The 13546-nt window shown below is 60.2% G+C and carries 9 protein-coding genes; 4 read left to right on the top strand and 5 right to left on the bottom strand.

Features of this window, described 5'->3' with window-relative positions:
- Positions 1 to 5: 5 nt before the first annotated feature.
- The 4 genes from ARC85_RS06890 to ARC85_RS06875 form a co-directional block, all read right to left on the bottom strand.
- The gene (locus ARC85_RS06890) at positions 6 to 818 is read right to left on the bottom strand and encodes a uroporphyrinogen-III synthase (RefSeq protein ID WP_273031222.1); all 813 of its coding nucleotides are present in this window, start codon (positions 816 to 818) and stop codon (positions 6 to 8) included.
- Entirely contained in the window at positions 799 to 1740 is a 942-nt protein-coding gene (gene hemC, locus ARC85_RS06885) for a hydroxymethylbilane synthase (protein ID WP_011784032.1), read from the bottom strand. The genes ARC85_RS06890 and hemC overlap by 20 nt, the downstream gene beginning before the upstream one ends.
- Positions 1741 to 1825: 85 nt before the next feature.
- The gene (locus tag ARC85_RS06880; RefSeq protein ID WP_011784033.1) at positions 1826 to 2584 is read right to left on the bottom strand and encodes a LytR/AlgR family response regulator transcription factor; all 759 of its coding nucleotides are present in this window, start codon (positions 2582 to 2584) and stop codon (positions 1826 to 1828) included.
- On the bottom strand, positions 2581 to 3699 hold the full coding sequence (locus ARC85_RS06875; protein ID WP_011784034.1) for a sensor histidine kinase: 1119 nt from the start codon (positions 3697 to 3699) through the stop codon (positions 2581 to 2583). Before ARC85_RS06875 ends, ARC85_RS06880 begins: the two co-directional genes overlap by 4 nt.
- 59 nt (positions 3700 to 3758) lie before the next feature.
- Here ARC85_RS06875 and argH point away from each other — a divergent pair, with 59 nt between their 5' ends.
- From argH to ARC85_RS06860, 3 genes are all read left to right on the top strand, one after another.
- Entirely contained in the window at positions 3759 to 5168 is a 1410-nt protein-coding gene (argH, locus tag ARC85_RS06870; protein WP_286714578.1) for an argininosuccinate lyase, read from the top strand.
- Between the two features lie 144 nt (positions 5169 to 5312).
- Positions 5313 to 7415, top strand: a complete 2103-nt coding sequence (locus tag ARC85_RS06865; protein ID WP_286714577.1) for a T6SS phospholipase effector Tle1-like catalytic domain-containing protein — start codon at positions 5313 to 5315, stop codon at positions 7413 to 7415.
- Complete coding sequence (locus ARC85_RS06860; protein WP_121208241.1) at positions 7415 to 8017, top strand: DUF2931 family protein; 603 nt, start codon at positions 7415 to 7417, stop codon at positions 8015 to 8017. Before ARC85_RS06865 ends, ARC85_RS06860 begins: the two co-directional genes overlap by 1 nt.
- Positions 8018 to 8089: 72 nt before the next feature.
- Here ARC85_RS06860 and ARC85_RS06855 read toward each other — a convergent pair whose 3' ends face one another.
- Entirely contained in the window at positions 8090 to 10534 is a 2445-nt protein-coding gene (locus tag ARC85_RS06855) for an EAL domain-containing protein (protein ID WP_286714576.1), read from the bottom strand.
- A gap of 127 nt (positions 10535 to 10661) precedes the next feature.
- On the opposite strand from ARC85_RS06855, the gene ARC85_RS06850 reads away from it, so the two are divergent.
- Entirely contained in the window at positions 10662 to 13511 is a 2850-nt protein-coding gene (locus ARC85_RS06850) for a class I adenylate cyclase (RefSeq protein ID WP_286714575.1), read from the top strand.
- The last annotated feature ends 35 nt before the right edge of the window (positions 13512 to 13546 follow it).

Genomic DNA, 13546 nt, shown 5'->3' with positions numbered 1-13546 from the left:
CTTGGTTATCCGTTGTCACCGGCCTCCTGCGACAGGCAGGAAGCAACACTGATGACCAGGTCGTCATCGTTCAGGCTACCGGGCACCAGTGGCTTGCGGAAGCCCAGCGCGCGCGCCTGTTCCGCTACACGCTCCGCAGGTACTACGATTATGTCGGGCGTCAGAGCCAATTGGTATCTGTGGCCCAGCTTCACCAGATTGTTCAGGGTTTCGCCGGAAAGCGCAATCACCACCTCGGGGTGGAAGTCGGCAACCAGAGCCTTCACCTGTTTTGCAGAATAGTACGGCAGCACGCGCCGGTACAGGGGCAGGGTGGTAATCCGTGCGCCCCGTTGCGCCAGGCTCTCACGAATCAGTTCCCGGCCATGCTCGCCCCGAGCCAGCAGAACTTTCTCTCCGTCAACGCGCTGCAGTGATGGCAGCGCCAGCAACGCTTCGCTGGTCCAGCCTTCGGCGGGCATTCTCGGTTTCAGGCCATGTTCGCGAAAGACCGCGGCGGTGCCGGCGCCCACTCCGTACCATTGCAGGCCGGCGGGAAGTTGAGGCCACCAGTGGTCGATTTCCTCCATCAGCCGGCGGGCGGCATAGGGGCTGACCGCGATGATGTGGGAAAAGTTGTCCAGCTGCTGCAGGATGCCGCGCTGCTCCGGGGTTTCCGGTAAAGGCTCGCGCGCCATCATCGGCATCACCCGGGCATCGGCACCGGCCTTACGAAAGGCCTCGGCGAGGCGGCTGGCTTCGGGCTCGGGCCGGCAGATCAATACACGCCGGCCCTGGAGTTCAGACGGTTGCTGAAACTCAGCGTGGGGTGTGGCCATAGATTTCAGCCAGCACCTTGTCGGCCCCCATGGACAGCAGCTGTTCTGCCAGTTCACGGCCCAGGCGTTCACCTTCGGCGCGCGGGGCACGGCCTTCCACCCGGAAAATCTGGGTACCATCGACTGCGCCAACCAGGCCCCGCAGCCACAGGGTGTTATCGTCTTCCAGCAGGGCATAGGCGGCAATGGGCACCTGGCAACCGCCTTCAAGGCGACGGTTCAGCGCCCGCTCAGCGCTGACGCGGTCCCAGGTGTCGGTGTGATTGAGCGGGTCAATCAGCTCCAGAAGTTCCGTGTCACCGACCCGGCATTCGATGCCCAAAGCACCCTGGCCAACGGCTGGCAGGGAAAACGTGTCTGGCAGACAGTAACGGATACGGTCGTGGAAGCCGAGACGCTTCAGGCCGGAGCTGGCCAGTACAATGGCGTCGTATTCACCGGCATCGAGTTTCGCCAACCGGGTATTCACGTTGCCACGCAGTACCTTGATCTGAAGATCCGGGCGGTTGGCCCGCAGTTGGGCTTCCCGACGCAGGCTGGCGGTGCCTACTACCGCGCCCTCAGGCAGCTGGTCGATGTGTTCATACTGATTGCTGACGAAGGCATCGGTGGGGTCTTCACGCTCGCAAATGGCGACCAGCCCCAGGCCCTCGGGGAATTCCATGGGCACGTCTTTCATGGAATGCACGGCCAGATCGGCACGGCCGTCCAGCATGGCTTCTTCGAGCTCCTTCACGAACAGGCCCTTGCCGCCGATCTTGGCCAGGGGGACGTCCAGGATCTTGTCGCCCTGGGTCTTGATCTTGATCAGTTCAACGTCAACGTTGTCATGCAGCCTTTCCAGCTCGGCCTTGATGAATTCCGCCTGCCACAGCGCCAGTGCGCTGCTGCGGGTTGCAATGCGAAGGGTACGTTTGGACATGTCACTCACTGTCGTTCGGGAAAATGTGCCCCAAGGTTACCTTGTGGCAGAAAAAAAGTCCCGCGGTGAACCCCCGCCTACCCCCTCAGGGGGAGGGTTGGTGTTCGTGTAACCATTGGCGGACCGTACTGGCATGGCGGCGGCTGACCGGCAGCAGGGTGGCATTGCCTTTCAGTGCCAGCTGATTCTGTCCATCGGACGACCGCCGCAGCCCCTGGATAAAGCGCACGCCAACCAGTGTGTGTCGGTGGACGCGCAGAAGGTGATCCGGGTAAGCCTGCTCCAGTTCTTTCAGGGTGTAGTCGCACACCGTCTCGCCGTGGCGGTGGTGCAGAGTCACGTACTTCTGGTCGGCCTCACAGTAGTACAGATCTGACAGGTCGATCAGTTCGGTGCCTCGGTGCGTGCGCACCGCCAGTTGGTCGTTACCGGCATCGGTACTTTGCGCCAGGGCTTGCCTCTGTACCCGGTTCAGCTTGCCGGCCCGGGCCAGAGCATCGGCCAGCGCCTCACGCCGGACCGGTTTGAGCAGATAGGCGACGGCGCGAACCTCGAACGCCTGGATGGCATAGTGGTCATAGGCGGTACAAAAAATCACTGCGGGCGGATTGTGGAGCTTGCTGAGCTGGTCGGCTGCCTCCATGCCATCCATGCCGGGCATACGGATGTCCAGCAGCAGGATATCCGGTTCCAGTTCGGCCACTTTGCGCAAGGTGTCGTTGCCATCCACCGCTTCGCCACAAACCCGGTAATCCGGCAGGGCTTCCAGCAGGCGCTGAATGCGCTGGCGGGCGAGGGGTTCGTCATCGGCAATCAGTACGCGTTTGCTGTCTTCGGTATTCATGGCCTGTTTCGTGACTGACGGTTGCTGGTGTTGATGCTGCGCCGGGGCAGGCGAAGGGTGACGGTGTAGGTATTGCCCTGGCGACTGTGTTTGAGCACGGCCGGTTCGCCAAACAGTGCCTGTAGTCTGGCCTGGGTGTTACTCAGGGCGACCCGGTTGCCCTGATGCTGGCGTTCCGTAGATTCCGGCGCGGGATTCTGCACCAGAAGGTAGACAAAGTGATCCTTGGCCGATACTTCGACCCGGACGACACCGCCTTCCGGCCGCGGCTGAATGCCGTGATAGATGGCATTTTCCACCAGCGGCTGCAGTGTCAGGGGTGGTATTACCTGTTGCCCGAGCCCGGGTTGAATATCCCACTCCAGTTGCAGGCGTTCCCCCAGTCTCAGAGACTCAATCGCCAGGTAGCGCTGGCACAGTTCCAGCTCACGGTTCAGGGGAATGAGCTGGTCGTCGGTGCGCAGGCTGGCCCGGAACAGTTCCGACAGATCCAGCACTGCTTCTTCCGCCTGCTCCGGATTGGTGGCAATCAGGCTGGCAATGGTGTTCATGCTGTTAAACAGAAAGTGTGGCTGGATCCGGGCCTGCAAGGAGGTCAGCCGGGCCTGCATTTCCGCCTCACGCTGTTGCTGCCACTGGTGCTGAAGGTAAAAATAACGCAGCACCATCAGGACAATCAGCAGTGCCAGTAACAGCTTCTTGGCAATGCCCTGCCAGAGCGCCACGCCCGGCTGCGGGTGCAATACGCTGTCGGCAAACAGGCTGAACGCCAGTACGTCCAGCAAGACAATGGCGGCGATGGTCATCGTGGCGCGGCTGTTGCTCATGCGGGCCAGGCGGGGGCGCAACAGACAGATCAGTGCGGCGCTGGTGAGGGTGGTCCATTGCACGAACAGGGACAGCAGACCGAAGTAGTTCCAGTCGATCCAGCTGTTCTGTGCCTGCACGATGGCCAGCACCAGAACCAGCAGTTCGCTGGTAATCAACAGCATGAACACGGCCCGCACACGACACAGATCGGGCACGTAGAAGCTGTCGGTGTCCTTGTGGTTCATGCCTTTGTCGGGTTTCAGGGGAGTCTCCTTAACCGGGGCCGGAATGCTATACTGCCGCAACTTTTAACTTATCCATTGCCGGCATGATGATGCCGGGCTGTCAGCAGGAAAGATAGACCATGACGGATCAGAAAAAGTCTGACCAGACCACATCCTCCGAAAAACCCTGGGGTGGCCGCTTCAGCGAGCCTACCGATGCCTTTGTTGAACGCTTCACCGCCTCGGTGGGCTTCGACCAGCGCCTGTATCATCATGATATTACCGGCTCCATCGCCCATGCCACCATGTTGGCGAAGGTGGGTGTGCTGACGGACGCCGAGCGCGACCAGATCATCGACGGCCTGAAGGGCGTGAAGGAAGACATCGAAGCCGGGCGCTTCGAATGGTCCGTCAGCCTGGAAGATGTGCACATGAACATCGAAGCCCGGCTCACCGATCGCATCGGCATCACCGGCAAGAAACTGCATACCGGCCGCAGCCGGAATGATCAGGTGGCCACCGATATCCGGCTGTATCTGCGCGATGAAATCGACGTGATTGCCGAGGAACTGGCGCGCCTGCAGGCTGGCTTGCTGGACCTGGCCGAGCGCGAGGCAGACACCATTATGCCCGGCTTTACCCACCTGCAGACCGCCCAGCCGGTTACCTTTGGCCACCATTTGCTGGCCTGGTACGAAATGCTGGTGCGCGATGCCGATCGTCTGCAGGATTGCCGCAAGCGGGTGAACGTGATGCCTCTGGGGGCCGCTGCCCTGGCCGGCACCACTTACCCGATTGACCGCAATCTGACCGCCGAACTGCTGGGCTTTGACCGGCCCACTGAAAACAGCCTGGATTCGGTCTCCGACCGGGATTTCGCCATTGAATTCTGCGGTTTCGCCGCGCTGCTGATGACCCACCTGTCCCGGTTCAGTGAAGAGCTTGTGCTCTGGACCTCCGCCCAGTTCGATTTCATCGACCTGCCGGACCGGTTCTGCACCGGTTCCTCGATCATGCCCCAGAAGAAAAACCCGGATGTACCCGAGCTGGTGCGTGGCAAGACCGGCCGGGTAAACGGCCATCTGATCAGCCTGCTGACCCTGATGAAGAGCCAGCCGCTGGCCTACAACAAGGACAATCAGGAAGACAAAGAGCCGCTGTTCGACACGGTCGATACCATCAAGGGCTGCCTGAAGGCCTACGCCGACATGATCCCGGCCATCAGGGCCAAGGCCGACAACATGCGGGTAGCCGCCAAGCGGGGCTTCTCCACCGCCACGGATCTGGCTGATTACCTGGTCAAGAAAGGCGTGCCGTTCCGTGATGCCCATGAGATTGTCGGCAAGTCAGTTGCTTTCGGTGTCGCCGAAGGTCGTGACCTGTCAGACATGACGCTGGAGGAACTTCAACAGTTCTCCGATGTGATCGGCGAAGATGTGTTCGACGTGCTGACCCTGGAAGGTTCCGTGCAGGCCCGTGATCATCTGGGTGGAACTGCGCCAAACCAGGTACGTGCAGCGGTGGCCCGCGCTCGGAAAAATCTGGCATAGTCGATTGGCTGTCATGGGCGTGGCAGTTTAGAAAAAAAGTTTATGACAAAACCGTAAGGTGCGGTTTTGTCATAAATACACAATATCGGCTAGGATTGTCCGGCTAACTTTACCTGCTTGCTACCGTCAACAAGGACGCTGACGATGAGCTTTGTGAAACTGGTCAGGCCTTCAGAATTGAAGGTCCTCGACATTCCCTTTGTTGAAACTCCTTTTTTTGCTGCCGACAGGGCCCGCCTCCTGGTTGAGCAGGACAACCATCTTCGTTCAAGCATGCAATCGCTGTTCAGGTATGGCTCTGGTGACCGACGGAACCTAGCGGAAACTGTCCATCGGGCGGTCAGAGACGGCGAGTTGATGTTGGTCTGTTCGGAGTGGAATAAGCCTTTCTCGCCGATGGTGACCTGGCGGCCAGACAACAGTCTGCCTGCCGGTGGCCAGTGGCGGATAGAGGGCAGTTGGCTGAACGTTCCATCTGAGATTGAGTGTGCAGTAGCAGAGCTGAACAACTGTGGCATCACCTGCGAGCAGTTGCGCCAATCCGAATCCTGGGGTGTCGGGTCGCTGGAAGTGAACATGTTCTCAATGAACTACCGGCAGCGTCAGCGCCGGGAGCGGGCGGCTCAAGGTAGCGTGGATGACCATCGGCTGAGCCTGCCCTTAGGGGCTTCCGCACTGGTGGCTCCCGTGTTGATGTCTGCAGCATCCGCAACCGAAGACGCTAAGGCAGACTCCTCTCAGGCACCCGCCCCAAAGATACACCTGGAAGTGGGCCTGTTTACCGATGGCACCATGAACAACGCCGCCAATACCCGGGCCTTCGTTGAGCAGCTGGAGCAGGAGTGCCTGATTCCCTACGAAAATAACACCATCGGCCGGGAAGAGTGTGAGCGGCGGATGGGTCTGATGTTGGGCGACAGTTACGCCAATGCGGCCAGCAATGTGGCGAAGCTTTGGGATTTGTACGTCGAAGACGAAAAAGAGGAGGAGGGTACCAGCACCTACCGGCGTAAAATTTATGCTCCTGGGGCTGGCACCAAGACTGGCGAGGATGATGTGATGTATAGCGCAGCCACCGGCATGGGGGAGGCCGGCGTTATCGCACAGGTGGACTATGCTTTCTCGCAACTGGCCTTGCGGGTGAAAGAAGTCTTGCAGAACCTGCCCGCCGACCGTCTGGACAAACCCATCGACAAACTTACGTTGGACCTGTTCGGCTTCAGCCGGGGCGCGGCGGCTGGCCGCCATACTGCACACGAGATAAATCAGGGGGAGAATGGTCTGCTGGCCCAGATGCTGGCTGACAGCGGTATCCTCTGGCCGAAGACGGTAGAAATTCGCTTCGTGGGGCTGTTCGACTCCGTGGCCGCCATCGTTAACCTCGCTGCTGGTGATGCGTTGGCCCATAACAACCGCAACCACCCGGTGGAGTTGTACCTGGATCCAGGCAAGGTGGGCCAGGCGGTGCACCTGACCGCGGCCCATGAGCACCGCAGGAACTTTGCCCTGAACAGTCTGCGAAGCCGCGACGGCAGCTTGCCGGCCAACTTCCGGGAAATTTCCCTGCCGGGCGTTCATTCCGATATTGGCGGTGGCTACGGCGACAGCCAGCGAGAGGATGTGCTGTTAAGCCTCAGGTTACAGGTGCCTCGCGACCGGCTGAGCAGGCCGGACCAAACCCTCCAATGGGATAACCTGGAGGCCAAGCGGCAACAGATAGAGGCGGCAGGCTGGATTGGCCCATATAATCTGCCGGTACGGCAATCCGAGCAATTGCAGGCATGGCCGAAAGACCAGGGCCCGGAAGGGCCAGCCCGGCTGGATATTGTCACCCTGCGCCACGAGCACCCGGCCCAGGATGGCCGGGTAGAACTGGTGTTGCGGATGCTGCGCCAGGTGCGGGGGGAGTATTCGCAGGTGGCCGTGAGGTTGATGCATCGGTTGGCCACCGATAGCGGTGTGCCGCTGCAAGATATCGATACCAAAAAAACCGACAATACCCTGCCAGAGGAACTGATCCCCATCCTGCAACAAATTCTAGAGCAAGTTGAACAAGGGAGCGATGCCCCCTCACTGGCTACTGAATATGAGCATCTGTTGCTCCAGCGCTATATCCATTACTCGGCGCACTACAACGCTATTGAGACCATGGTGGCGGGCTTGCCTGCGAAGTTGCAGGGGTTTCATCCCAATGCACCAGCACCTTCAGGCGAGCGCCTGGTGTATCCACAGACAGAGGGCGACTAATGATTCAGAAAATTCTGGCCATGGGAGTCATGGCCATCGCCCTGTTGGGCAGCGGCTGTTCGGCGTGGTCGAAGGCGGACGACACTCTTTGGATGATCAGGATAGCGGCGCCACAGCACTATGAAGTGTGGGTGACTGATATGTTCCTGGAGAAGTCGGGGGAGCGGAGCTGGCGCCAGCCGATAGGCACGGTGGGGTGCTGCTGGAAGGGTGCCCGTGGCCCAACCGGGCCTGGGGGCAGAGCTGACCCCTTTCCGGAACTGATTCTGGTCAAGTGGTTTTCCTACGCGGAGCAGAAATATTACACCAAGATCATTCAGGTGCCGGAAGACCTGCTGGACCGAATGCGGGAGCCCGCAACCTATGTTACGCAGGTTGATGTGCGCTCAGGCCCCCGGAACCTCCTGACCATTGGCCTGGCGCCCGGCGGTACCGTGGTGGTCTGGATTTCGAACCAGATTGGCAATGAGATCGAGGTGATGCGGATGCAGGCGACGGAAGTGCCGGGTGACCCGGATGATTTTGAGGTAGGCACCAGAAATTATCTCGAAAAACACGGTGACTACCTCAGGGAACACGGCGTCCCTATGGAGGGCTGGTAAGCGGCCGCGGAAGCGGTTCTAAAGTGACCCAGTGTGAGGTCGGGGTAGAACGAAGCCTGCCCCCAACATAACTTAGCCGCCGATCCAGCCCGTACTCAGCTCAACCCCCACCGGCTTCAGCTCCGCCAGCGGTCGGGGTCTTGATAACCGGTAACCCTGGCCAAAATGGATGCCCAGGGTACGGACCTTTCTCAGGGTCTCGTCGCTCTCGATAAAGGTGGCAACGGTCTCCTTGCCTGCGGCTTCTGCAATACGATGCAGGGCATCCACCATTACTTGCTGAACCGGGTCATCTTCCAGATGATCCATCACCCGTCTGTCCAGTTTGATGATATCCACCGGCAGGTGGGCGGCCAGACTGTAGCTTTCCACCGAGGCGCCAGCGCCCTCCAACGCCACTCGGCAACCGATTCGATGCAGGGCATCGCAGAGCACGGCCACTTCGTCCGGATACTGGGTGGCATGGGCTTCCCGGATCTCCAGGCAGAAGCACTCCGCCCGGAACGGTGAGGGTGCCAGTAGCTGTTCCATGAAATCGGAAAAGGTGTCATCCAGTACCGAGGCCAGAGACAGGTTGAAGCCGCAGTATTTCAGCCTTGGTTCCAGCAGTCGGTGCTGCCCCAGCCAGTCCAGGGTCTGACGAATGACCTGACGGTCCAGCCGTTTGGCCAGGTCAAAGCGCTCGGCCAGGGGCAGGAACTGTCCAGGCAGGAGGGTGGTGTCGTCCGGCTCCTGGCCGGGAATGCGGCACAGTATTTCAATATGGTCGCCCCAGGTCACACTCGCCACCGGCTTCAGGGCCTGGAACTCAAGGATCAGTTGATGCTGGTCCAGAGCCTGGCGCAGCTGTTCCATCTGCTTGTCTGTGCCGGTATCGCCGGCGGCATCCGGTAGCGCATGGGCAGTGTGGATCCGGTTCCGGCCTGAGGTCTTGGCGGTATGGCACAGGTCTGCAGCCTGTGTGAGCAGCGTGTCGGCCCGCTCCGGCAACTCACTGTCCAGAATCAGCAGACCACCGCTGGTGCTGGTCTGCAGCGTTTGCCCCTGCCATTCAAACTTGAACTGGGCAATCTGTTCGCGGATTTCCTCGGCGATCTTTCTCGCTCTGGGTTCCGGGCAATTCTCGATGAACAGCGCAAAGGTATCGCCGGCCAGTCGTGCCAGAGCATCACGCTGTCGTACGCGCAGCCCGAGCATGGCGGCCAGTTCCCGCAGGTAGCGGTCGCAGGTGCCGCTGCCAGCGTCCTCGTTGAACTGTTCGAAGTTGTCCAGGTCCAGAAACAGCAGGCCGTCGGTGCTCTGGCGTTTGTGGCGATGGCCCATGGCCCGTTCCAGGTGTTCGATGAAGGAACGGCGATTCATCAGCCCGGTGACCGGATCGTGTCGCATGCGGTAATCGCTGTTGCTGGTGTGCTGGATCCGGTTGCTGATATCCCGTGCGACATGAACGGCCCCGGTGACCTCACCCCGGTCTCCGCGGATGCTCTGGAAGTGAAACTCGTAAATCGGCAGTCCCTCTCCCTGGCGGTTCAGGGGCATTTCTGCCACAAAATGCTCACGGTCGAAGGCCCGTTGCCATAGCCGTTCGATCAGTCTCCGCTCATTGGGGAAGTCCTTCAGAAGGCTGCGCAGGTTGTCTCCGGTCTTTGGCGTCAGGTCAAAGGCGTGTTGAAACTGCTGGCACCAGGGGGTGTTGAAATGCAGCAGCCTGAACTCGGTGTCGATGGCCACCACAAGATCAGAGGATGCGGCGGTCGTGGCTTGAAGAATCTGCTGAGCCTGTTGTTTTTCCAGATCGTGGACCATCGCCTCGCTGTGGTTGACCATCACGCCGCCGAGTTTTTGCACCCGGCCGCCGTTCTTCAGAGCACGGCCCGCCAGAGTAACCCGTTGTGGCCGTTGCCGGCTGGTGAGAATGGTCAGGTCCATGCTAAACGGCTGGCCGGTGCGGATGCAGCGCCTGAACATCGCTCGTACCCGGTTCTGGCCTGTCTGGCAGTAAAACAGCGCCTGTTCAGGCGTCAGTTCGCTGCCGGGTTTGAGCTCCAACAGGCGATACATGCCCTCGGACCAGCTGATTTCGTTGCTGGGCATGTCCAGTTCCCAGAGACCAAAGCCGGCATTCTGCTCCGCCAGTCGTTGAATCCGGCTATCCATGGCATCGCTGTCCCTGAGGGTAATCGAGGCGGTAGCGGCCTGGTCTGAATCCCGGATCTCCATTCGCAGCCCGAGCAGGGCAGTAAAGAAAAAGCCATCCTTGTGGCGGAACGTCACCAGCACTGTCTGGCCATTGTCGAGCCGGTGTCGGTGGGCGGGGGCGAAGGGATCGTCCTGGCGGGAAGCCAGAATATGCTGGACTTTCTGCCCGGTCAGATCGCTGATGTCGTAGCCAAACATGGTTTCTGCATGGCGATCAGCCTGGATGATCCGGCCATCGTCATCCACCCGAAGCAGGGTGGGCCGGATAACGGGGCCCGTCGGATCGGGCCGGTAGCGTTGAATCAGAAACTCTTTCACAGCTCGGGTGCCTCGCTCGGGCTGGCAGCGTGTTCACTGCCTGTGCTTTTATTTTTTTACAGGTTTTGCCACGATTCATTCATCATACTGACTATCTTGCCGAAAATAACCTCTTGCCGGAGCTCTCTTGACCGTTCACGCCGCGCCCATAGTTCTCGATTTCGAGGATGGAATCGACCGCAAGACGCTCAGGCGCCTGCGGGACCGGTTTCTGCTGGTTAACGAGCAGCGCTGGCGGCGGGCGTGCTCGGCACTGACTTACCGGCAGCAGATGGTGCTGGAGTTGTTGCCGCTGGTTTTTCACCGCAACCATCCGGCCTTGCCTGGCTATCTGGATGGTAACTGCCCGGACGGCTTCAATGGTTACACGCCCGGCCCGGAAGTGCTGGATGCGGCCCGCCGTTACGCCCGTAGCTTTCACTATCGTGATAAGGGCACTCGAAAGCCTGATCTGGACAGTCTGTTCCTGATGGGAAGCCCTGGCACCCTCGGCCACTCGGTGGCCAGTGATCTGGATGTCTGGCTCTGCCACCGTCAGGATTTGCCGGCGTCGGGCATTCGGTGCCTGGAGCGAAAAGCCGAAAAACTGTCGGAATGGGCCGGTGGCCTGGGGGTGGAGCTGCACGTGTTTGTGTTCTCTGCCGCCGATTGGCGGGCCGGGCGACAGCGCGTGGAAGTCACCGGGGAAAACTGCGGCAGCGCCCAGCATTTTCTGTTGCTGGATGAGTTCTACCGCACCAGCATTCACCTCGCCGGCCAATATCCGTTGTGGTGGCTGATCCCGGTAGACCGGGAGGCCGATTACGACCACTGCCGGCGACAGCTGGTGGAGTGTCGGTTTATCCAGGCCAGGGATTACATCGACTTTGGCGCGGTGCCGGACATTCCTCCCGCAGAACTGCCTGGCGCTGGTATCTGGCAGCTCTACAAAGGAATCGATGCGCCCTGGAAAGCCATCCTCAAGCTACTGTTGATTGAATGTTACGCCACCGACCGGGAGCGACCACTGCTCTCGGCCAGCTTCAAGCAGGCGGTTCACAATGGTGTGATCAGCGCCGATGCCCTGGACCCCTACGTGCTTTTGTACCAGAGACTGGAGCAGTGGTTGCTGGCCCGTGACGGCGCAGACCGGCTGGAGCTGGTACGCCGAAGCCTGTACCTGAAATCCGGCTTGCCGCTCAGCCGGGCGGGTATGGTGGGTGATCCCTGGCGGGTCCAGTTGTTGCGCAGTCTGGTTGAAACCTGGGGCTGGTCGTCGGAGGATCTGGGCCGGCTGGATGATCGTCAGCGCTGGTGTGCCGAGGAAGTGATGGGACTACGCCGGCGGGTGGTTGCCGAGCTTACCCACAGTTACCGCCTGCTTGCCAGATTGGCCCGGGAACAGGATGCACAGGCGTCGATCAGCGCCAATGACATCAATCTGCTGGGCCGCAAGCTCTATGCCGCCTTCCAGCGCAAGGCCGGTAAGGTCGAGCTGATCAATCCGGGGCTGGTGCCCTCGCTGGCAGAAGAGAACCTGTCGTTTCACCATCGCAGTGAACAGGGGGCAGCCGGAGACGGCTGGCTGTTGTACCGGGATCTTGAAGATCCGTCCGACGCCTTCTGGCAGCCGGTTATTCGCCGCGCCGGCAACCTGGCTGAGTTGCTTGTCTGGTGTTACTGCAACGGTCTGCTCAGTCGCAGTACACGGTTGAATGTGCGAGCGGGCCAGAGCGTGGCGTCGGTCAGCGAGTTGAAGGAAATACTGGATGTGCTGGCTGGTTTCCTGCCGGTGCCTATGCCCCCGGCGCCCCGCCAGGCCCTGTCCCGTGCAGTACGGCCCTTACGCAACCTGTTGTTGCTGAATGTGGCGGTGGACCCACAGGCTCATCTGACTGAGCGGGGGCTGCATAAACTCAGCGCCCGCAACGACTCGCTCGGGTTCAGTGGAGCCCGGGACAACCTGGTGGTGACCATCGACCAGATTACCCTGAACAGCTGGCACGAAGTCAGTCTGCAGCATTACGCGGCCGGGGACACCCTGATCCAGTGTTTGAAGAATGTGCTCGCTCAGGTGGCGATCAACCCTGCGGAATTGCCGGATATCCGAGTGATGGCGCCCAGCCGGGGGCACGGACAGGCCATTGCCCGGCGTGTGAGTGAGCTGTTTGCCGATGTGCTCCGACAGTTTTTTGCAGGCGGCACCGGCCCTCATCCCTTGCGTTATATCATCGAGATGGATCAGCGTTATTTTCTGCTCCAGTTCAATGGCCAGGAGCCGGGGTTTGTTGCCCTGGATAGCCGCGCGGCATTGATGGATGCCTTGTTCCAGCCCCAGGACAGTTTTCTGCCGGTGGTGCCGGATCGCTATGCTTTTCAGGATGCTCCCCTATTGAAAGCGGTATGTGAAGCCTCCGAAGCCGGTAACATCCAGGTATTCTGGCAGCTGCAGGGAGACCAGGGCCAGCTCTGGGTGGTGGATGAGTACGGCAGTCTGTGGCATCGCCAGCTGAAGGCCCAGCAACGCCGTCATCTACTGGCACCGTTATTGCGATTTCTGGACAGTGTTGTTGAGCGCCGGCAGTTGCGCCAGGCAGATAATCTGGAGCCGGTCGCCGGTATCCGGTGTTACGAACTGGTACTCAGGGATGGCCGATGGCAGGCCGATCCGAGACCAGAGCTGGTCGCCGGAATGCCCGTGTCCGGCCTCGAAGTGCAGGCGGTGGGCGTGCAACAGGGTGACAGCATTCTGCGCTTTGATCTGTATTGCAACGATCAGGAGTTTACCGTGCAGGAATATGGCGACCGTTTGATTCCAGCAGTGGCCCATTACATCCGCTCCCTGCGGCAGAGCCCGGACCCCTATCCGGTGTATCTGACTGACCTGCATCTGCCCCACGATCTCGACCCACAGCTGTATCAGCGCGATATCCAGACCAGCCAGTACCTGTTCTACCGGGCGCAGTTGGAAGATGCCCTTAACCAGCACCTGTCCTGATCATGTGAATCCTCGCGGTGCGGCCCGGGTGTCGG

The organism is Marinobacter sp. tcs-11 (genome assembly GCF_002049515.1).
GTDB lineage: Bacteria > Pseudomonadota > Gammaproteobacteria > Pseudomonadales > Oleiphilaceae > Marinobacter > Marinobacter nauticus.
The sequence above is the reverse complement of the archived record's forward strand: the minus strand, read 5'-3'. Positions and strand labels throughout refer to the sequence as shown.